The sequence below is a fragment of the Larkinella terrae genome (assembly GCF_009668025.1).
GTDB classification, from domain to species: Bacteria; Bacteroidota; Bacteroidia; order Cytophagales; family Spirosomataceae; genus Larkinella; species Larkinella terrae.
In genome coordinates this window covers 78,841-99,209 of the sequence record NZ_WJXZ01000004.1, presented here as the reverse complement: position 1 = coordinate 99,209, position 20,369 = coordinate 78,841, and the positions used below count along the sequence as shown (strand labels likewise).

Below are 20,369 nucleotides of genomic sequence, written 5' to 3'. Positions count from 1 at the left end.
GTAGACATGCCTGTCCGACGCTATTACGAACGAAAACCGCTTATTCGTCTTTTTCTCCGATCCGTCGATTTTGTCACGGATGGGCTGGTTTGGCTGTTCAGTAAAAAGCGAACTTCTTCGTTTACGGAACCCTCTAAAATTTTACTGCTGACTTTTGGGCATTTGGGCGATACGCTCGTCTTCTCCTATATTCTGCCCCTCATTCGTACGAAATATCCCAACTCGATCATCGATGTCGTCGCCAGCAGTTGGTGTGATCCGATCTGGAAACGAAATCCGCATATCCGGCAGGTGATTCATGTGGACCATTTAATCTGTAACCGCCGGCCGATTCCGTTCTGGAAAAAAGTTTTGATCCATTGGCAAACCAGCCTGAAGGCTATTCGACAATTGCGGCAGGAAGTTTATGACCTGTCGCTCGACATTCGGTACGCCGACCCAACTTCGCATTTTCTGTTGCCGTTTCTGAGCGTTCAGAAAAGCATCGGAATGGGAACCCGCCGGTTTGGCGGACTACTGGATGCCGAATATTTTGTTCCCGAGCGCGGAAGTACCTTTCATCATCTGGCCGTCAGCATGCCGCTTTTCCATGAGTTAGGTCTGGATATCCGTCTGGAAAGCCTCAAACCCATTTTCTATTTTCAGGAAACCGGTCTGGAGGCCCTGACCCCAAAGCTGGGATTTCCGGTGGCTGACCAGCCCTTTGTGTTACTTTTTCCGGAAACGGGCATGGAGGAGAAAAACATGCCGGTGGCTTTCTGGCAGCGTCTGTTGGAAAATCTGTTAAATGAAACCAAATTGGCGGTCATCTTATGCGGACAAAACAACCAGTCGTCGCGTATTTTTGAAAATGACGAGCTAAAACCGTTTCGAAATCGCCTGATTGATGCCGTGGGAAAATTAACCATCGAAGATATTGCGACCCTGGCAAAACGAGCGCGTCTGGCGATCTCGCTGGATTCATTTCCCGCTCATTTTTCCGGTATTTGGTGCCCAGTACTTTCTTTTTACAAGAAAAACGGCACCGGTTTTGAGTTTTTCCCGATTGGCAACCAGCCTGTTATCATCATTCACGACCACGTTAACAGCCGGGGGGCGACCTTGCCACGACCCGGTTTTGAATCGATTTTTGTGGATGAGCTTGATCAGAAATCGACGCAACGGCTTATTTCCCAAAAAATTCACCAGCTCAATAGCCTGTCTCTGTCTCTATAACTTGTTTGCGCATGAAAGATTTCCTGATCAATACCGCGACGAAACTGCTGGATGCGGCCGGACTCGATGGCGACCGGATTAGCTTTAAAGCCGCCATTTACGCTTATAAATTAGGGTTGAAGGGCAAAATTGACACCCAAAAACCGTATCCGGTCAACGACATTCAACTTTATCTGGATGAAAACGATACGCTGCAAATTGCCCGACGCGCAAAATTCGAGGAACTGGAAACGGAAGTATTACTCTCGCACGTCGGAAACCACACGACACTTCTGGACATTGGCGCCAACATCGGTTATTACACGGTCGAAGTAGCCCGCAAAGCAACATTCGGCAAAGTCATTTCGTTTGAACCGGATCCCGCCAATTTTGCGCTTCTCCAAAAGAACGTCGCCCTGAATCAGGTCAGCAATGCTGTACTTCACAATGCTGCTATTTCCGATCGGGCCGGGCAGATGCGGCTGTATAAGCACCCTTTCAACACCGGTGATTACCGGCTTTATAACGACGGTGATTTCAAAGAATTTGTGGATGTTCCGACGTTGCGGCTCGATGATGTAATCACCGAGCCAGTGGACATGATTAAAATTGATGTTCAGGGATTTGAATACTTTGCACTGAAGGGCGGGGAGCAAATTCTGAAACAACACAAACCATTGATTTTGACGGAGTTTTGGCCGCGAGGACTCACCAACAGCGGAATTACGCCTAAAGCGTATCTCGATCTGTTGAAAGACAACGGATACCAGCCCCGGCGCGTGGATGAAGAACAGAAAAAAGTAGTTGAAACCGATTACAACCATCTCTATCAGTTTGGATCAAAACCGGTCAACAAGTATATCAATCTGCTTTTTATCCACCCCGAAAAAGCCTAATTTTTACCGCACGATACTGATCCAATGGCGAAGCAAAAACCCAAAGCCGCTCAGGCAACGTCAACTAAAACCGATGCCGTTAAAAACCGGTCTGCAGCCACATCACCGGCGGTTTCGCCAAAAGCCGAAAAAGCTCCCACTACACCGTCCGATCCGAAGCCCGAAAAAACCGTGTTTGTCATCGGCAAAGCGGTTTTAGGAATTGGCTTGCTGCTCATACCGGTTTTTATTTATTACCAAACGGTTTACAACAACGCGGTCAATTTACCTTTTGAAGACGATTTTGACAGCGCCTTAAAATTTTTATCTACCTATTTATTCAACACCCATTCGGCAGCCGAACAGATCAGGCTTATTTTCTCGCAGCACAACGAACACCGGATCGTTTTTGATCGGCTGGTTTTCCTGCTGGATTATTACCTGAACGGTTCGCTGAATTTCCGGCATCTGATTCTGGTCGGCAACCTGTCGCTCGTTTTCGTAGCGTATCTGCTGTTCCGTTCGTCCTTTTCCGGACTGCGGCTGGCCGATAAACTGCTGTATTTTGTACCGGTGGCTTTCGGCCTTTTTCAGCTCCATTTCTGGGAACTGACCGTCTGGGGGATGGCTTCGCTTCAAAATTTGTACGTCGTCGTCTTTGCGCTTCTTAGTTTTTACGCCCTGAGTCAGACGCCTAAAAAAGCAAACTGGTTTTTCGTGGCCTGTCTGGCGGGCGTGGCGGCCGCATTCACGAGCGGCAACGGCATGTTCACGTTTCTGGTCGGTATTCCGGTTTTAATCGTGCTAAAACAATATAAAAAACTCGCCATCTGGACGAGTCTGACCGTTGTGACCTTTGCGTTCTATTTCTGGCGCTACGCTAAACCCGCCCACCATCCCGACATTTACGATTCGCTGGTGAACAATACGTCACGCGCTTTCGACTACTTTTTTACGCTCAGCGGTTCTGTTTTTTCGGCCAAACCTGAACACCCGGCCCGCGCCGGAAAATTCTTCCTGTTTTTGTTCCTGGGTTTATTTGGCTGGCAGCTTTTCCGAAAAACCGTTATCCGCAACACCGCCATTCCGGCCCTGTTGCTGTTTACTTACATCACCTGCCTCTCGCTGATGGCCACGCGCTCGGGCTTCGGGGTCGTGCAGGCATTTAGCCCACGTTACGGCATTCTGTCGGTCGTGCTCTTTATTGGTTTGTATGTGATGAGTCTGGAAACCATAACCCATCGGTACGCCCGGCCCGTTGTTGGCGTGGTATTTCTGTTAATCTCGGTGTATCTGTTCCGAAATTCGCAGCAGCAGGGCCTTTTAAAAGTAGAAGACCGCACCCGGCTGCTGCAATTGAGCAGCGCTTTTTACAACGATAATACAGACAACCTGATCCTGTACTGGTCTGACGCCAAACAGGCAAAAGTGATTTTTGAGGATGCTCTAAAGAAAAAAATTTACCAGCTTCCGAACATCACGTTCGATCAGATCCGTAGTTTACCCCAACCGACCGATGCCAAAAACCTGGCGGCTACGAACGATATCGTGAGCGACGCCAAGCCTTACCCCACGCACGATTACCTTGTTTTCTTCCAGTCCTGGGCGGTTTTGAACGGCACGCCATCCGAAGGGGTAACGACGCAGGTGATTGCACAATCCGGCGCGCAAAGTTACGCGTTTGAAACCGCTAAACACGTTCGGTATGATGTGGTCAATCAGCTCCAGTCGCTGCAATTTCTGGGTGCCGGTTTTTCCTGCGTCATCAAAAAAACGGATCTCAAACCGGGGCATTACACGCTGTGGCTGCACCTGACCAACGGCCGAACGCAATCGTATCAACCGCTAAATCTCACGTTCGACGTCTAAAGGCGTTTTTGGCTCCGGAGTCAATTCCGGTTTGGCAGACGGTCGCAGCAGCCGGAAGAGCGGCCGGGTAAACGCATTCAAAAACCGCCCCAGCGCCGGTCCTGCCAACTGTTCGAACGGTAGCGAGAGCAGCGAATCGTTCAGGATCGCCTGGTCCGGAATCTGCCGGTTTTGCTGAATGGTCCGGCGGTTTTGGAGCCAGGCCGGGCGGTTTTTCCAGAGCCAGTAATACCCTTGAAAACGCGCCCGAAAATAGGCCCAGCCCCGCAGCGAGTAAGCCCAGGTCATGGCCTCGGTAATCAGCAGGGCCGGAAGAAGCTGGAGCAGCGTTTTGCGGGAAAAAATTTTGAGAAACGTCAGCAACCGGTTTCGTTCCAGGTGATAAAACTTGCGCGGATTCATCCCTAGTTTATAATGATGAACGATACCGGCGCGGGCGTCACACAGCAGCGAATAACCCGCCAGCCGCGCCCGAAGCGAAAGATCCGTATCTTCAAAATACATGAAGTACGTTTCGTCAAATCCACCTAATCGTCTGAGGGCCAGCGTGGGCGCCAGAAAAGCCGCGCCCGAAAGCAATGGAACGATTTCCAGATTCGTGTAGGTGCCCGACGGTTCGTTGAGCCCACGGCAGGTCGTGATGCCGGTGTAATGCATGACGTTGCCACAGGCGTTGATCGTACCGTCCGGATTGAGCAGTTTCGGGGTAATGAACGCGTCCGGAAATTCATGGGCGGTTTTTCGCAAACGCTCCAGGCAATCGGGCAACAATGCTGTATCGGGGTTCAGAAAGAGCGTCCAACGCCCGGATGCGTATTTCAACCCGAGATTATTTCCTCCGGCATACCCGGAATTCGTTGTATTCTGGTAATAACGAATCGGGGACTTTGCGGTTTTGATCCAATCCCGGACACCATCATTGCCGTGGTTATCGACCACGATAATTTCGTACGAAAAACCGGTTTTCTGGGCGCGTAAAGTGGGCAGAAACCGCTGGAGATCAGACAGGCTGTTGTACGAAACAAGGATGATACTAAGCTCCGGCACCCAGGCAGGCTGCGCATCGGAAAGGGCAGAAACCGTCATTTTTCGTTGACCGGCGTTTCAATTCCGGTGGCCGACACGGTTTCTTTCTGCCGGAGTTTTTCCACTTCTTTCCTCAGAAAAGCCAGTTCGTGCGTCAAATCCTTGATCGATTCCTGCATCCGGGAATTGACGATGGAAAGGTGAACGAGAAACAGCGTAATGGCGAAAATGGCCGCCAGGAAAATCAGCGATGGCGGGTAATAGACGCCCAGCAGCAGCGCAATTTGTTCCAGCCCCCGGCGCCAGATCGAAAAAACAATCAGAATGATGGTACAGATAATCCAGAGGATGGAATATTCTTCGCGCAACCGGCCTTTGATAATCAGCCGGGCGATCACAAACATGAATACCAGCGCACCGGCGATGCTCAGTATCTGAATCCTAATAGGCAGGGTTTCCATGTCGGTACGGATTATTGCGCAAACGAATATAAGCAAAAAGCGTACTGAGTGTCACTTTCCACATGTAATAGATGGATTTGGTAAACGTAATGGACGACACGCCCCCCTGGCGATCGCGCATCATAACGGGTACTTCCTGAATCCGGAGTTTATGCAAACCGAATTGAACAATCGACTCAGGTTCAGGATATTCGTCGGGATAATAATCATTGACAATCGCGATGGTTCGCCGGTTGAACGCCCGGAAGCCCGACGTACTATCAAAAATTGTTTGTCCGACCAACAGTTGATTTAGCCAGCGAAAGTAATTAATGCCCATCCGCCGTAAGGCGGTCGATTGAAAACCGGTATTGTTCAGAAACCGGGACCCGATCACGACGTCGGCCCGGCCCGCCCGAATGGGTTCCAGAATTTTCACCAGTTCGTCGGCCGGATGCTGGCCGTCGCCGTCGATCTGAACGGCAATGTCATATTGATTCCGGAACGCATATTTATACCCGGCGTGCATGGCCCCTCCGATCCCGAGATTAACCGGTAAATTCAGGTGAATACACGCCAGCTCTCGGATGACTTGCAGCGAATTATCCGTCGAACAGTCATTGACAACCAGCACATCGATCTGTAAATCAACCAATTGCCTGATCCGATTGATTTCATTGACGACCGACGCAATGGCCGATTGTTCATTGTAACACGGGACGATGACCAGAATTCGTTCAGTGGGCATGGCTCAATCGTTGATTCGGTAAATCTGGAGGGAACCTAAAGTCGTTACCGGTTTCATACACCGGATTTCGGCGGCCTGTGGCTGCCGGTCGAAAACGATGTACTTGACGTTGAGTTGCTTGAATTTAGGAGAACAGGGGTCCATCAAAACCTGATAACCGTCCTCGAACGTATTCTGGATGATGACGGTATCCCGGCCATCGATGTAGCTATTGTAAACGGTATGGGCATAACGGTTATATGCCGAATCGCGTTTCATCTGCGGATCGAGTACGTTCAGAATCTTCCGGGGCGGAATGTACTTGACGCCACTTAACAGATCGACGCCAGTGGCCGTCACCAGATACGACACATACTGGCTGCCATAAACCACCCATTTCGCCTGCGGTTCGCGCTGGTGAATATCCTGCACGGCCCGGTACAGCGCGTGTTGCGTAAGGGGCGCCAGCCCTTTCGATACCGGATTCAGTTTGAAATTCGGCAGCAGAAAAACCACCATCGCTCCGCAGAAAATCAGATTGCGATACGGCGGCTGCCAGGTTACGAGCAGCAACGTTCCCAGCCCGGCGAAGAACAACACCGGCAGAAAGAGTTGATGCCATTTGAAAAAACCGTCCGAGTCGTTAATGTTCAATTGGGCGGCAAAAATCATGAAAGCCAGCACGCCCACCACGCTCAGGGCCGTATACAGCGAGCGCGTCCGAACCGTGTGCGTTCCGAGGTAGTGCAGGTAAAGAACCGTCAGCAAAACGTTGGCAATGCCGAACGGAATCTGAGTCCGCCGGGTGGGGCTCATGCTGAATAACGTGATCTTGGCGAGCCATTGCGGAAAACCGACTTCAATCCACAGATATCCGACAATCACAAACAGACCTAGAAACAACAGCGCCCAGTCGATTTTGCGGGTAATGACAAAAGCCGCGATCAAACCGGGAATGATGATCGGAGCGAAGGTGATGTAATGCGACAATTCGCAGTGATTCAGCCAGTTTTTTGGAAATTTGGTATCCTGAACCGACCAGGAAAAATACTCCGAAAACCAGTTGGCGATAAAACCGGTTCCGCCCAGTTCACTCCGTTTTCCCGGATAAACGGTGTTCATGATGGCATCAAGCGTTGGCTTTACATCCTGGTAATAGAGGTAAAACGAACTTCCTAAAACCGCAAGTGCCAATACTCCACCACCCAGCTTAACGGGCCATTGATTCAGCAGCCTTTTCTGGTCATAGTGATTGAGGATATACCCCAAAAGCAAAGCCACCAGCACGTAACCCATCGGAACCTCGTAGGGTGGGTACAAGATCAGCGCGTAATACATCAGCAACCACGCCAGCGCAATGGCAGCCACGATGATTCTCAGGCGGTTTTGGCTGAATAACAGATAGACCGCTGCCACAAAAATCAGACTGGCACCCGCAATCATACTGGCAGGTATATACGTCCAGGATTGCGTACCGGACGAAAGCAGCAGCCAGAAACTGCCAAAAACGGATAACCAGAAATTATTGCGGGTCAGGAGCAGTAACATAAGCGTAACGCCAATGACCGCCAGACAGATCCGGATATTCCAGACCCAGGCGTAAGCCGATTCCGTATTCACCAGAAAAAAACCCCAGAATTCCGGACGGAACAGGGTGCTGAAATGGCGAGTGGGAACGGTTAAAATTGGGGCCTTTTCGCCACCAATCGTCTCGTTTTCAACCGGAAAATCCCGGTTCACCTGGGATAGGATCCAGGGCGTTCCGACGGCGTAATCGTCCATCCGGATGGTGCGGGGCGTTCCGGAAATGAGGCCGCGTTTGGCATCGCTGCCGTCGGGCAACATCTGGTTCCAGACGGAAAGGGAAATCGGGTGGATTTTAGCAAGGGTAAAAAGCACAAACAAGCCAATGCAAATGCCCAGAAACCATTTCAGACGGGAATCGACCCGAATCAATTCGAAGCCGCCGACCACCGGTTTGATGTCTCCCACTGAGGCATCCGTTTTTTTTCCGGCCGACTGAACCGGCCTGCTGGTTTCACTGATTGGGCTATCGCCCGTTTTGGGTTTTAACGGAATGGGCGCGGGCTTTCTTTTATTGGATTTTGACATGTTTGGTTAACCAAGTTGGCATTGGGCAGAGTCAGGAATATATCCGGCAAGGTACTTTTCAAAGGTAGTAGGACGCAGGATTCGGGTCAAATTATGTGCCATAAATTATCGATGTTTGTCTAACTTACAGGCGATTCGAAAAAAACTGAATGAAGAAACAACTCCGAAATCTCCTTCCGCTTGGCCTGGCGCTGGCCCTGTTAACGTATGCCCTGAAGGATATTTCGTTCGTCGATATCGGACGGCAATTCCGGCAGGCCCACTACGGCTGGATCGCGCTGGTGGGTTTCGCAACGGTTTTGTATTACCTGGTGCGCGGCAAACGCTGGCAGCAGCCGTTGCTCGCACTCGGGTATTTTCCAACGGCTTTTCGGGCGACGGTTGCCACCCTCGCGGGCGTGATTGCCAGCCTGATCGTACCGGGTTCGGGCGAATTGACCCGCTGCGCAACCTTACAGCGCACCGATCAGGTTCCGTTCGCGCAGGGGGTGGGTTCGGTAGTGGCCGAGCGGATCATCGATTTGCTCATGCTGGGCGTTGTTCTGCTGCTTACGATTCTGCTCGAACTAAGCCGGATGCAATCGTATCTGTCCGGTTTGTCATTCCGGGTTCCCGACCAAACCGGCTGGACCCTTCTTTTCGGCGGACTGATCATTTTAGCCGTGCTGGGATGGGCTTTCTGGTACATGTTACGGAATTCGACCATTCAGAAACATACTTTTACGCAAAAAATAGCTAACAGTGTTAAGGGGCTCTGGATGGGTTTTAGTGCCATAAGTCAGTTACCCAATTCATTATTGTTTGTACTTCTAACAGTGTTAAGTCAATTTTTCGCGTGGCTTAGTACCTACTGGCTACTGATGGCTTTGGACAGTACACGTTCCCTGCCTCCCACGGCCGCCCTGGCTATTCTGGCCGTCAGCTCCCTCGGCGGGCTGGCCGTACCGACACAGGGCGGCATCGGTACGTACCATTTTTTGGTGAGCCGGGTCCTGGTGCTATACGGTTTTTCGCCCACCGAAGGAGCAGCCGTCGCGACATTTCTGCACGCCGTCGGGTTCGGAATCAACTTACTTCTGGGTAGTTTGAGCTTCTTAATCGTGCCGTCTATTCTGGCCAAAAACCGGGTGCGTCAATAGACGTGGAAAGTCGCTACCGGTTTTTACTTTCGGATCTCTTCCACCAGAACCGGCCAGAGGTTATGCCGGAATTTCTTCCGGAATATGCCCGTATGCCCTACCTTTTCCTGAGTAAATTCCCGAACAGACAGCTTCCGGATTCGTTGGGGAGAATTCGGAAAAAATTTCAACATCAACGGTACGGTTTTGTCATTGGCAATAAAATCGTCGCTCATGTACACGGAGGTAATCGGTATAGTAAACTGCGAAAACTGATCGGATTGCAGCGCCTGTCTCAGCGACTCCCGAAAGTAGGTTTTGTTGAGGCACCACGATCGCCATTCCTTCATCATGTTGCGCGGCAGATTTTCACCCCAGCCGATCTTGGTCATCACCCCATACCCGTACAGTTTAACCATCAGCGGACCAATAAAATACCAGAGCCCCCAGATCAGCCAGTTCATGGGAAACGGGAAATACCGCCAATACCCCAGCGCCGAATTGATCGAAATCACTTTGCGGATGTAATGTGGTTTTTCCAGAAAGCCAATCAGCTGAGCACCAACGCTGTGCCCCAGCCAGATAATATCCGTCATGCCTTTTTCCCGGACCAGGTAATCGAGAACCGCATTCATGTCTTTGGTTCCCCACTCGTGCATGAACGCATCCATTTTACGCAGATCGTTCGGCGCCGATCCGCCGATTCCCCGGTAATCATACAGCAAAACCGTATATCCCTGGCCAACGAGAAAAAGCGCAAAATGCAGGTAAAATTCTTTCCGGACCCCGGTAGCCGAGCTGATGACGACAGTGCCCACGTTTTTAGTGACAGGAGCGGCATAAAGAGCGCTCAGCTGATACCCGTCTGAAGCGGTAATGACTATTTTTTCCATCGTAGATGTTGTTAGAACAGCATGTTAAATCTCAGCAAAGATGGGTTTGCGCGCCCGGGACCGCTGAGACGCATGTTGCATTTTACGATACTTTTGATGTGTAACGCTGAGCGGTGCGCAGAGAATCCTAAATCCGGGCTCGGAACGACAAAGTGCAGCAAGCGGTTTGGCAACTATTGCCGTAAATCCAGCCGGTGGCGATTGTGTAACAACAGGGGACGGGGCACTGAATTAACCCACATTTTCGTTTTATATTTGCGCAGGCAGGAATGGAAATAGCTCTGTTCCTGCTTTTTACTTTGTCATTTTCTTCACAACAACTCAATGAAATATTCGATTTTTAGTGCCGGTTTTCTGTTGCTCGCGCAGCTGGCCACGGCCCAAACCGCCACCGATTATGCCAACACCATTCAGGCCGCCGACCTCGAAAAACACCTGCGCGTGCTGGCAGCCGACGATATGGAAGGCCGCGAAACCGGTAAGGCCGGCCAGCGGAAAGCCGCCGATTACATTGCCAAGCAGTTTGCCGCCGAAAAACTGCAACCCATCGTCAAAACCGAAGACGGAAAAACCGGTTATTTTCAACCATTTACGCTTTACCAGAAAACCTGGGGCGATTTTTACGTCAAAGCCGGGGACAAAACGTACACGTATCCGAAGGATTTTATCGTCAACGGTTTGTTTGGCGTGATGCAGGAAGCCGCGTTCGAAACCATTTTTGTGGGCTACGGAATTATGACCGATACCTACAATGACTACGCGAAGGTGAATGTGCAGGGAAAAGCGGTGGTCATTCTGGAGGGCGAGCCTAAAAAAGCCAACGGTACGTATCTGATTACCAACTCCGATAAGCCTTCAGAATGGAGCAGCGAGGAAAATCTGCGGAAAAAAGTAACGATTGCCAAAGACAAGGGCGCCGAGCAGGTGTTCATCGTTTCGGCCGAATCGCCGGAAGCCTACCGCCGGTTGGTAGCCGAGCGCACAGCCCTGATGGGGCGGTTTAACCGCCTGAGCCTCAAACCATCGATGGAGAAGATCGGCGCGGTTGGCACGTTTCTGATTCCGCAGGAAATGGGCGCGGAACTGCTCAATACGACTCCTGCCAAATTGCAGGCTGCGGCTGCCAAAATCAGCAAAACCGGTAAGACAAATTCCGGCGCGCTGAAAGGGAAAATCAGTGTGAAAGCCGAGCGCAAAGACGTGTTGCTCGAAAGCAGCAACGTAGTCGGTTTTCTGGAAGGTACAGACAAAAAGGATGAAGTGATCGTGGTTTCGGCGCATTATGATCACATCGGCGTCAACCCGGATGGTCAGGTCAACAACGGCGCCAACGACGACGGCTCGGGAACGGTGTCGGTTATTGAGATTGCGCAGGCGTTTGCCAAAGCCAAAGCCGAAGGCCACGGCCCGCGCCGGAGCCTGCTGTTCCTGACGGTTTCGGGCGAAGAAAAAGGGCTGCTGGGATCGCAGTATTACACCGACATGAGCCCGGTGTTACCGCTCGACAAAACCGTCTGCGACCTGAACATCGACATGGTGGGCCGCGTCGACGACCTGCACGAAGGGAAATCCGACAACTACATTTACGTCATTGGTTCCGATAAATTATCGTCGGAACTGCACCAGATCAGCGAAGACGCCAATCGGAAATACACGGCGCTGGAACTGGATTACAAATACAACGAGCCCAGCGATCCGCAGCGGATTTATTACCGCTCCGACCACTACAACTTCGCGAAGCACAAAATCCCCATTATTTTTTACTTCAACGGCCTCCACGCCGACTACCACCGCCCCGGCGACGACGTTGAGAAGATCAATTTCAAGCTGGCCGAAAAATCCGCCCGGCTGGTGTTTTACACCGCCTGGGAAATTGCGAACCGGGATAATAAACTGGTTGTGGATAGTAACAAACCGTAATCATCTGAACCGGGATTACGCAGATTAAAGGATTAACTACGATTTATTGAACGCGCCAGTCATCCTGGTTAATCCTTTAATCTGCGTAATCTAAGTTCAAGACGGTTTTAATTCCCGCCCGAGAGCTTGGCGGGTTTGGGCGGCAGGCCCGGTTGGACGATTTCGAAGTTTTCTTTCTGTTTGGCTTCCACGACAATCTTCCGGACGTCGGCCAGGAGTTGTTTGGCATCGTAGACAATGCCATCTTTTACAGTGTACTTCACCCCTCCTACCCGCGTCACTTCGTTTTTCTCGTTCAAATGAATCGCGCCGGTGCCATACAGCACTTTCAGATTTGCCAGCGGGTTTTCTTCCGTAATCACAAAATCAGCGAACTTCCCGACTTCCACCGAGCCAATCTGATCGGCCATGCCGAGCGCTTCGGCCCCTTTCAAAGTGGCCGCCCGAATCACTTCGAGCGGATGAAAACCGGCTTCGCGCAGGAGTTCCAGCTCGCGGATGTAGGCAAAACCGTATAACTGGTAAATAAAGCCCGAGTCCGAACCCGTCGTCACGCGGCCTCCCCGGTTTTTGTATTCATTGACAAACGCCATCCAGAGCTGGTAATTGCGCTTCCAGGTCACTTCCTGCTCCGTGCCCCAATTGTGCCAGTACGAACCGTGCGAAATCCGGCTCGGTCCGTAAAACCGCCAGAGCGCCGGGAGCGTATATTCGTCGTGCCACTCCGACCGGCGGGCCAGCATCAGCTCGCGGTTGGCTTCGTAAATATTGAAGGTTGGATCAAGCGTGAAGTCCAGCGAAATCAGCTCGTCCATCACCTTATTCCACTTTTCCGTGCCCGGTTTGGCCGCCTGCAGCCAGAGTTTTCCGGCTTCCTCGAAGCGGTTTTGCTCGTTGTTGTAGTTATAATCGGCCGGGTACGACTGGATCGTTTTGTCTTCAAACAGGGCTTCGGGCAAACCGTACCAGTGTTCCATCGAGGTCAGCCCGGCTTTGGCCGTCGCCAGCGCGTTCATCCGGGCCACTTCCAGCTGGGCGTGGTGACAGGCCGAGCGCAGTCCCAGTTTTTTATTTTCGTCCAGAGCTGCCCGAAAAACCGCCGGTTCGGCCCCGAAAAACTTAATCCCGTCGGCGCCCTTCTTCGCATTTTCGCGCACCCAGGCGCGGGCCTGCTCCGGCGTTGTGATGGGTTCTTTCGCGCCCTGCCCAAACGACGTGTACGCCTTAATGCGCGGTGCCGTAATCTCGTTGCGCTCGCTTTTGCCGCGATGTTCCAACACCCAATCCAGGCCGTTGCCCGCCGACGGATCGCGAATGGTGGTAATACCGTGGCCCAGCCAGAGCTTAAAAACGTATTCAGACGGCGTTCCCTGCGCTTTGCCGCCAATGTGGCCGTGCATATCAACAAAGCCCGGCATCAGGTACATGCCTTCGCAATTCAGTTCTTTGTCGCCCGCCGTCAGTTGCGGACGAGCTTTTGGATCAATTGGAACGCCGGGATGACCGACCTGCCGGATCTGCGCAATGCGGTTTTTCTCGACCACAATATCCACCGGCCCGATCGGGGGCGCTCCGGTGCTGTTGATCAGGGTAACACCCCGGATAATGAGTCGTTTGTGCGGGCCGTCGCCTTCGGTGCGCGCGGGAGCGTTCGTGATCTGAGCCGGTAGCCGATGAGCCAGTGAAATAATGACCAGGAAGAGCAGACTAAAACGGGTAAAAACGAGGTTCATACCAGATGGGATAGTTTGTTGATCAGCAGAGTAAGCAAGATACGGAGTTTGTTGGTACATTTGATTTTCCGGAATACGGTTTTCATCCGCGTCCGGTAAAAGCTGTAATTCAGATAATTATTGAAAGAGAAAATACAAATTATTCTGGATCAGTGTCCCAACGCCAAACAACTCACCGTGGGGGAAGTTTTACAAAAACCGTTGCCACCGATTCGACAACCGGAAATCTGATGATTGTTAAGCAACTATGAGAAAAATAGTTTTTAGCTGCGTCCTGCTTCTGACTCTCGCGGCCTGTTCTTCCGATTCGGGAAAAGAAAACGATCCGAAAACGGCCAAAACCGAGCCCATCCATACCCTGATCTTTTTGGATAAATCCGTCAGTGTCAACGCCAACAAGGCATTTGTCGCGCAGAAATACCAGGGAGCAGTCAATGAGATTATCGAACAGAATATCAGGAACAAAGGCGATAAACTGGACGTTTATTTCATCCATGAAAACACCTCAAAGGCCCGCGCCCTCTCGGTGACGACGCGCTCGGAGATGGATGACATCAGCAGCGCCAACGCCACCGACCGCGAAGCCGCCCAAACCAGTTTTGATTTGTCGCTGGGTCGGGAAAAAACCGCTATTCGTCAGCGCGTGTTGCAGCAACTGGCGGCCCCCAACCCGTCGTCGTCGGGTAAGGAAACCGATATCTGGGCCAGTTTGCCGGTGATTGCCAAAGCCAACGAAACCGGTGCGACGGTGAAAGTATATTACCTCAGCGACATGGTCGAAAGTGTTTACCGCGCCGGGCGCCGGGATTTCCACAAAACGCCCCCGAAAGACAACGCACAGGCGGAGGAGTGGGCTAAAGCCGACGCCGGTCAGTTGAAGCAGTACACCATTGGCAGCCCCGACATTTCGATGATTTTACCGTTTGCGCCGAATGCGTCGGTCAAAGAAAACAACCCGGCGGTGACGCAGTACTGGCAGACGCTGTTTCAGGAACTGGGCGCGGGGAATGTGGAAGAACAGTAACGTTCAAGCGTTGGCATTAAGCGAATTGACAAAAACCGTCAGTTCTTCCACATCAAATACGTAATCGATTGGCGTATAAAGGATTGCCTGCTGGGGCATAAAACTGGACTGAGCGGTTTCCGGTTTTTGGGCGACAATGATTCCGCCCTTTTTTTTGATCGTATTTAAACCCGCCGTTCCGTCGGCATTGGCACCCGACAACAGAATGCCAACCAGGGAAGAACCGTAAACATCGGCCGCCGACTCGAACGTAACATCCAGCGACGGGCGGCTGTAATTCACTTTTTCGGAATCATCGAGCGAAAACATCTCTTCTTTTTCGATTAACAGATGGTAATCAGCGGGAGCCAGGTAGATTTCGCCCGGAGCAGCCGCGTCTTTGTCTTCCACCTCCCGAATCGGAAGGTTTGTTTTAAGCGCCAGCAGATTAACCAGCGATGAATCGGTCGAATTTTTGCGGTGCAGAACGATAATCAGCGCAAATGACAAAGGTGGAGATAAAGCAGGAAGCAGTTTTAACAATACTTCAATACTGCCCGCAGAGCCCCCGATAACGACAGCTTTACAGGCGGTTTTTAGCTTATTCTCCGCCATATTTTTTCTTTATTTATCTGTTTATAATTCGGCTTGATGGCTGAAAAATTGAGGGTTTCTTTGGAACCCAAAGCCAAATAGCCGAGTGTTCCGATGCTTTCGTTAAATAAATTCAGGACGCGTTCCTGCAAATATTTATCAAAATAAATCAGCACGTTTCGGCATAAAATGAGATCAAATTCATTGAAAGAACGGTCCGAAACTAAATTATGAGTCGAAAAAATCATTCGTTCTGCCAGTGTTTCGACAAATTTTGCCTGGCTGTATTGCGCGGTATAATACGCTGAGAAATCGTTTTTTCCGCCCGATTCAATGTAGTTTTCAGAATATTGTTTCATCTGGACGATCGGAAAAATTCCCTTCCGCGCCTTTTCAAGAACTTCCGGATTTAAATCCGTCGCATAAAGCAGTGATTTATGCAGAAGTCCGGCTTCTTTCAATAAAATAGCCATCGAAAACACTTCTTCACCGGTCGAACATCCGGCGTGCCAGATTCGAATAAAAGGCTTGGACGCCAGCGATGGAATTACTTCTGCCCGCAATATTTTATAAAATAAGGGATCGCGAAACATCTCGGTAACCGTTACCGTAAGTCCTTCGATCACTCGTTTTATGTAGTCGGCATCCGATTTAAGCCGGTACCGAAATTCGGCAAAACTGGGAAATTTATCGAGAAGAAATAACCGGTTGATTCGTCGCTTCAACGACGCCCGCGCGTAATTCGTAAAGTCATAACCATATAACTCAAAGAGATCATTTAACACCAGATCTACCTCATCCTCCTCTATCATTGTAAACTCATTAAATGTGCGATAATAACTGCAACAGTCTATCCACATCGACCGGTTTTGAGATATAATCCGTTGCACCGGCCTGCAAACATTTTTCCCGATCGCCAACCATTGCCTGCGCAGTTACGGCGAAAATAGGCGTATGCACCCTATTTGCGATATTTTTGATGTGCGGGATAGCTTCATAGCCATCCATTTCGGGCATCATCATGTCAATCAAAATAGCGTCTATTACGACCTCCGTTTTCAGTAAATCCAACGCTTCCCGCGCGCTTGTGCACGATACGCAATCAAAAGCGCGGGCCCGTAAAGTTGCACTCAGGGCAAAAATATTGCGGGCATCGTCATCAATTATTAATATTCGCTTCTTACCCATTTTTGCCAGTTTAATTACGAAAATCGATTGAATTAAAAGTACGGCTAAAATAATTCTTACGAGCGTTCATAGAGCCAGACCCGCAACAGCGACATAAGTTGATCAATATCAACCGGTTTGGTAATGTAATCGGATGCGCCCGCCTGAATGCATTTTTCCCGATCACCCGTCATGGCTTTCGCCGTAACGGCAATAACCGGTAAATTCTTCCACTGGTGATTTTCCCGGATTTTTTTAGCGGTTTCATAGCCATCCATCTGCGGCATCATCATATCCAGCAAAACTACATCAATGTTTGGGTTTTCCTGAAGTTTCTGGTAGGCTTCCTTGCCATCCAGTGCCGTAATAACGTTCATTTTATACGTTTCCAGCGCTTTCGAAAGTGAAAAAATATTCCGTACATCATCATCGGCAATCAATACGGTTTTATTCGCCAATACCTGACTCAAAGCGCCCAACTTTTTAAAATTACCGCTGGTACTGCCCGTCTTTTTTGCTTCATCGACTAGGTGAAGAAAGAGCGACACTTCATCGAGCATGCGCTGGTACGAATGAGCGGTTTTTATAATAATTGAATCGGCGTATTTCTTAATTTTTAATTCTTCAGCCAGTGAAAGGCTCTTCCCGGTAAAAATAATGATCGGCAGATTTTCCAGTCCCGGATTTTTCTTGGCTTCTTCCAGGGTTTCGTACGCTTTCGAATCCGGAATGCCCATATCCAGAATAACGCAGTCGATCTCATCTTTCCGGAGTGAATTTACTCCTTCCGACACATTACTTTTTAACTCAGAATGGATGTTGAATGTCTCCAGAAAATAAGCCAGCGCTTTGGCGTGTTTAGGGTTATCCTCAATAATCAGTACTTTCTTGCTTGTCCGATTCAAGACGTATTCGATCTTTTTAAAGACTTCCTGCATTTGCTCAAAAGCCATCGGTTTATCCACGAAATCAACCGCCCCTTTCAGTAAACTTTCGTTTTTTAACTTGTGCGACGACATGATATGCACCGGAATATGGCGGGTCTGCGAATCGGCTTTTAGCGCATCCATCACCTGCCAGCCACTCATAATCGGCAGCTGAATGTCCAGTAAAATACCGAGCGGTTTGTAAATTCCAGCCAGTTTCAATCCTTCGTCACCCCGAACCGCGACGATACCTTTGTAGCCTTTCTGCCGGGAATAATCCAGCAACGACCTGGCAAAATTCGTATCGTCTTCGATAATCAGAATAACTCTGTCGCGTTCCGTGATCGAATTCCGGTCGTCCGGGATGTTTTCCGGAATGGTCGTGCTAAGGTATTTATCCGAAACTTCAGCTTCTTTGGCGGGCGTCGGCTCCGGTTTTCGGGTTACGAATTGCGTCGTTTTCTCCGGCAAACTGTTCTCAGGCAGATGGCTAACGGGAATGTTCACCGTAAACTCGCTGCCTTCGTTCACTTTACTGAATAATACAATTTCTCCTCCTAGCAACTTTGTCAGTTCGCGGCTGATGGACAAGCCTAAACCGGTGCCGCCATATTTCCGTTTGGTCGAGCCGTCGGCCTGTTGAAATGCTTCAAAAATAAGCTGCTGTTTTTCCGGAGGTATGCCAATGCCCGTATCTTTCACCACAAAACTCAGTATCGAATCCGAGTTTTTTGAACGCTTTATAGTCAGTACTACTCCGCCATTAGAAGTGAATTTCAATGCATTAGAGATTAAATTCTTCAGGATTTGCCCGAGCCGCATCTTATCAGTTTCAATAACCGCCGGAACATTTTTATCGGCAATAATTTTAAAATCCAACCCCTTCTCTTTTGCCAGTGGCGCAAACAGGGCATGAAGTTCATCGGTTATTTCGGAAACGGAAACATCCAGATACTCCAGCTTCATCTGACCGGCTTCAATCTTGGAAAGATCCAGAATCTCATCAATCAACCCGAGCAACCCGTTCCCGGACGACTGAATCACTTTGGCATAATCGATTTGTTCTTCCGACAGATTTTCTTCGTTGTTTTCGGCCAACAACCGGCTCAGCAACAGAATTGAATTGAGGGGCGTCCGAAGTTCGTGGGACATATTGGCCAGAAACTCGGACTTGTAGCGGGTCGTTAGTTCCAGTTCCTCCGCTTTCCGTTGAATTTCCTCATTTTTTTCCTCCAGCAAAACGCTGCGTTCTTCAAGTTCGGAATTGGTCTGCTGCAGTTCTTCCTGCTGCACCCGTAGTTCTTCTTCAGACGCCTGCAGCTTTAAAGACTGTGCTTCCAGCTCGGCATTTACATTTTCCAGTTCATTATGCTGGGCCTGCAATTCTTCCGATTGCGCCTGCGTTTCTTCCAGAAAATTCTGAAGTTTTACGTAATCCAGCGCGGCATTGACGCCAATCGCAATGGTCTCCAGATTCGCAGTTAAGAATTCGATTTCCAGAGCTTCCGGCGCTTTCAAAAGCCCGATTTCGATCACCCCTATACACACCTTTGAATAGATCAAAGGCACAATGATTAAAGCCGAAGGAGGTGTGTTACCCAAGGACGAATTAACGCGGATATAATTGGGCGGAAGGTCGTGAATAATAAGCGGTTTTCTGTTCTTAACAACCTCACCAATGAGACCATGCCCAATTTTAACCGTTGTTGGCGCATCGGTTGCTGCATAGCTTCCGGCCAGTTTAAAATCCGAGTCATTGTCAATAATATAAACCGTACCGATCGGTGCATTTATATAGTTAGCAAGCGTTGCAATGAGGTTATCAGCTAGTTTTTCCAGATCGCGTTCGCCCCGAATGGCGTCGTTTATATTCGCTGAACCGGTTTGCAGCCAGTTTCGATTATTCAAATCCGTAAAAGTTGTTTCAAGCGATTCTGCCATCGTGTTCAGCGCTTTGGCAATTCGCCCCAATTCATCGTCGGCCGTATCCTGGCTTCGGGCGGCATAATTTCCATCGGCAATTTCCGATGTAATATCTTCCATTATGGTGATTCGCTCGGCGGTTTCCCTATATCTTGCCTCATCGGCTTTCTGCTTGGCCAGCCGATCATCCAGATCTTTTTTGATCCGCATATACGTGCTCCCGCTGATAATTATTGAAATCAGGGCTGCAATTAAAAGCAGGTAAGGCGTATAGGTGATATAAATTTGCTGCTGTTCCAGTCGGGCTTCCAGCAACGTATTTTCATCCTTTTTTATTTGACTGATGATGATTCGGAGGTCGTCCATTATTTTCTTACCTCTTATCATTTCAGTATGACGCGCAATGGTATCTCGGGTGAACGATTTATTCCGTTTAGTCATGTCAATAATCCGCTGCATCTGGACAAACTTTGCCTCATATAATGCCTTCACATCTGCCAAGTTTTTTTGCTGGATTGGATTATCAATGGTTAATTCCCGGACCAGTTTATAGCTGGCATCTACTTTCTCGTGACTTCCGTAGTAGGGCTGTAAAAAGAGCGGATCGAGCGAAATCAAGTACCCGCGCTGACCGGTTTCGGCATCTTTTACGTAGGAAATGATGTTTTCGGCTTCGATCAGAATCTGATTGGTATGATTCACCAACTTCGAATTACTGATCAACTTCTGGGTGCTATAAAATGAAGCTACCAGACTGAGTACCAGTAGCAGGATTGAAACGGAAAAGACAATCTGTAATTGTCGGATTACGGAGTTGGTCGTTTGCGGCATAACTATACACTTGAGAAT

16 protein-coding genes are annotated in these 20,369 nt (G+C 49.7%); 6 read left to right on the top strand and 10 right to left on the bottom strand.

Going from position 1 to position 20,369, the window contains the following annotated elements; all coding sequences use genetic code 11:
* Positions 1-6: 6 nt before the first annotated feature.
* Genes GJJ30_RS07435 through GJJ30_RS07425 form a run of 3 tightly spaced genes read left to right on the top strand, consistent with a single transcriptional unit; the run spans position 7 to position 3,938 of the window.
* Positions 7-1,215: a glycosyltransferase family 9 protein gene (locus tag GJJ30_RS07435; RefSeq protein ID WP_154174528.1), complete on the top strand. Its 1,209-nt coding sequence runs from the start codon at positions 7-9 to the stop codon at positions 1,213-1,215.
* 11 nt (positions 1,216-1,226) lie between these two features.
* A complete protein-coding gene (locus GJJ30_RS07430; protein WP_154174527.1) occupies positions 1,227-2,090 on the top strand; it encodes an FkbM family methyltransferase in 864 nt (287 codons plus the stop codon).
* Between the two features lie 24 nt (positions 2,091-2,114).
* Positions 2,115-3,938 carry a hypothetical protein gene (locus GJJ30_RS07425; RefSeq protein ID WP_154174526.1) on the top strand — a complete coding sequence of 608 codons (1,824 nt, stop codon included), beginning with the start codon at positions 2,115-2,117 and terminating at the stop codon, positions 3,936-3,938.
* Here GJJ30_RS07425 and GJJ30_RS07420 read toward each other — a convergent pair.
* Genes GJJ30_RS07420 through GJJ30_RS07405 form a run of 4 tightly spaced genes read right to left on the bottom strand, consistent with a single transcriptional unit; the run spans position 3,915 to position 8,243 of the window.
* The gene (locus GJJ30_RS07420; RefSeq protein WP_154174525.1) at positions 3,915-5,024 is read right to left on the bottom strand and encodes a glycosyltransferase family 2 protein; all 1,110 of its coding nucleotides are present in this window, start codon (positions 5,022-5,024) and stop codon (positions 3,915-3,917) included. The two genes, GJJ30_RS07425 and GJJ30_RS07420, sit on opposite strands and share 24 nt — an antisense overlap.
* Entirely contained in the window at positions 5,021-5,425 is a 405-nt protein-coding gene (locus tag GJJ30_RS07415; protein ID WP_154174524.1) for a DUF2304 domain-containing protein, read from the bottom strand. The genes GJJ30_RS07420 and GJJ30_RS07415 overlap by 4 nt, the downstream gene beginning before the upstream one ends.
* A complete protein-coding gene (locus GJJ30_RS07410) occupies positions 5,406-6,152 on the bottom strand; it encodes a glycosyltransferase family 2 protein (protein WP_154174523.1) in 747 nt (248 codons plus the stop codon). The genes GJJ30_RS07415 and GJJ30_RS07410 overlap by 20 nt, the downstream gene beginning before the upstream one ends.
* A gap of 3 nt (positions 6,153-6,155) precedes the next feature.
* Positions 6,156-8,243 carry a DUF7657 domain-containing protein gene (locus GJJ30_RS07405; RefSeq protein WP_229313021.1) on the bottom strand — a complete coding sequence of 696 codons (2,088 nt, stop codon included), beginning with the start codon at positions 8,241-8,243 and terminating at the stop codon, positions 6,156-6,158.
* Positions 8,244-8,392: 149 nt separating this feature from the next.
* Between GJJ30_RS07405 and GJJ30_RS07400 the strand changes: the two genes are divergently transcribed.
* Positions 8,393-9,382 (top strand): lysylphosphatidylglycerol synthase transmembrane domain-containing protein, encoded by a 990-nt coding sequence (locus tag GJJ30_RS07400; protein WP_154174522.1) that lies wholly within the window; start codon positions 8,393-8,395, stop codon positions 9,380-9,382.
* A 23-nt stretch (positions 9,383-9,405) separates the two neighbouring features.
* On the opposite strand, the gene GJJ30_RS07395 is transcribed toward GJJ30_RS07400, so the two are convergent.
* Positions 9,406-10,254, bottom strand: coding sequence for an alpha/beta hydrolase family protein (locus GJJ30_RS07395; protein WP_154174521.1), 849 nt, complete (start codon positions 10,252-10,254; stop codon positions 9,406-9,408).
* Positions 10,255-10,578: 324 nt separating this feature from the next.
* Between GJJ30_RS07395 and GJJ30_RS07390 the strand changes: the two genes are divergently transcribed.
* Entirely contained in the window at positions 10,579-12,174 is a 1,596-nt protein-coding gene (locus GJJ30_RS07390) for a M28 family peptidase (protein WP_154174520.1), read from the top strand.
* Between the two features lie 107 nt (positions 12,175-12,281).
* Here GJJ30_RS07390 and GJJ30_RS07385 read toward each other — a convergent pair whose 3' ends face one another.
* Positions 12,282-13,907, bottom strand: coding sequence for an amidohydrolase family protein (locus tag GJJ30_RS07385; protein ID WP_154174519.1), 1,626 nt, complete (start codon positions 13,905-13,907; stop codon positions 12,282-12,284).
* Between the two features lie 247 nt (positions 13,908-14,154).
* Here GJJ30_RS07385 and GJJ30_RS07380 point away from each other — a divergent pair, with 247 nt between their 5' ends.
* On the top strand, positions 14,155-14,931 hold the full coding sequence (locus tag GJJ30_RS07380; RefSeq protein ID WP_154174518.1) for a hypothetical protein: 777 nt from the start codon (positions 14,155-14,157) through the stop codon (positions 14,929-14,931).
* 3 nt (positions 14,932-14,934) lie between these two features.
* On the opposite strand, the gene GJJ30_RS07375 is transcribed toward GJJ30_RS07380, so the two are convergent.
* The 4 genes from GJJ30_RS07375 to GJJ30_RS07360 are packed head-to-tail and all read right to left on the bottom strand — an operon-like array spanning position 14,935 to position 20,351.
* The gene (locus GJJ30_RS07375) at positions 14,935-15,525 is read right to left on the bottom strand and encodes a chemotaxis protein CheB (protein WP_154174517.1); all 591 of its coding nucleotides are present in this window, start codon (positions 15,523-15,525) and stop codon (positions 14,935-14,937) included.
* Positions 15,507-16,316 (bottom strand): CheR family methyltransferase, encoded by an 810-nt coding sequence (locus tag GJJ30_RS07370; protein ID WP_154174516.1) that lies wholly within the window; start codon positions 16,314-16,316, stop codon positions 15,507-15,509. The genes GJJ30_RS07375 and GJJ30_RS07370 overlap by 19 nt, the downstream gene beginning before the upstream one ends.
* A 10-nt stretch (positions 16,317-16,326) precedes the next feature.
* Complete coding sequence (locus tag GJJ30_RS07365) at positions 16,327-16,692, bottom strand: response regulator (RefSeq protein ID WP_154174515.1); 366 nt, start codon at positions 16,690-16,692, stop codon at positions 16,327-16,329.
* 56 nt (positions 16,693-16,748) lie between these two features.
* Positions 16,749-20,351, bottom strand: coding sequence for a response regulator (locus GJJ30_RS07360; RefSeq protein WP_154174514.1), 3,603 nt, complete (start codon positions 20,349-20,351; stop codon positions 16,749-16,751).
* Positions 20,352-20,369 lie beyond the last annotated feature (18 nt).

Excerpts from the sequence above, each read along its gene's own strand:
- GJJ30_RS07405 (WP_229313021.1), bottom strand. The coding sequence starts at position 8,243 with ATGTCAAAATCCAATAAAAGAAAGCCCGCGCCCATTCCGTTAAAACCC.
- GJJ30_RS07410 (WP_154174523.1), bottom strand. The coding sequence starts at position 6,152 with ATGCCCACTGAACGAATTCTGGTCATCGTCCCGTGTTACAATGAACAA.
- GJJ30_RS07360 (WP_154174514.1), bottom strand. The coding sequence starts at position 20,351 with ATGCCGCAAACGACCAACTCCGTAATCCGACAATTACAGATTGTCTTT.
- GJJ30_RS07430 (WP_154174527.1), top strand. The coding sequence starts at position 1,227 with ATGAAAGATTTCCTGATCAATACCGCGACGAAACTGCTGGATGCGGCC.
- GJJ30_RS07395 (WP_154174521.1), bottom strand. The coding sequence starts at position 10,254 with ATGGAAAAAATAGTCATTACCGCTTCAGACGGGTATCAGCTGAGCGCT.
- GJJ30_RS07370 (WP_154174516.1), bottom strand. The coding sequence starts at position 16,316 with ATGATAGAGGAGGATGAGGTAGATCTGGTGTTAAATGATCTCTTTGAG.
- GJJ30_RS07400 (WP_154174522.1), top strand. The coding sequence starts at position 8,393 with ATGAAGAAACAACTCCGAAATCTCCTTCCGCTTGGCCTGGCGCTGGCC.
- GJJ30_RS07390 (WP_154174520.1), top strand. The coding sequence starts at position 10,579 with ATGAAATATTCGATTTTTAGTGCCGGTTTTCTGTTGCTCGCGCAGCTG.
- GJJ30_RS07415 (WP_154174524.1), bottom strand. The coding sequence starts at position 5,425 with ATGGAAACCCTGCCTATTAGGATTCAGATACTGAGCATCGCCGGTGCG.
- GJJ30_RS07420 (WP_154174525.1), bottom strand. The coding sequence starts at position 5,024 with ATGACGGTTTCTGCCCTTTCCGATGCGCAGCCTGCCTGGGTGCCGGAG.
- GJJ30_RS07375 (WP_154174517.1), bottom strand. The coding sequence starts at position 15,525 with ATGGCGGAGAATAAGCTAAAAACCGCCTGTAAAGCTGTCGTTATCGGG.
- GJJ30_RS07425 (WP_154174526.1), top strand. The coding sequence starts at position 2,115 with ATGGCGAAGCAAAAACCCAAAGCCGCTCAGGCAACGTCAACTAAAACC.
- GJJ30_RS07435 (WP_154174528.1), top strand. The coding sequence starts at position 7 with ATGCCTGTCCGACGCTATTACGAACGAAAACCGCTTATTCGTCTTTTT.
- GJJ30_RS07385 (WP_154174519.1), bottom strand. The coding sequence starts at position 13,907 with ATGAACCTCGTTTTTACCCGTTTTAGTCTGCTCTTCCTGGTCATTATT.
- GJJ30_RS07365 (WP_154174515.1), bottom strand. The coding sequence starts at position 16,692 with ATGGGTAAGAAGCGAATATTAATAATTGATGACGATGCCCGCAATATT.
- GJJ30_RS07380 (WP_154174518.1), top strand. The coding sequence starts at position 14,155 with ATGAGAAAAATAGTTTTTAGCTGCGTCCTGCTTCTGACTCTCGCGGCC.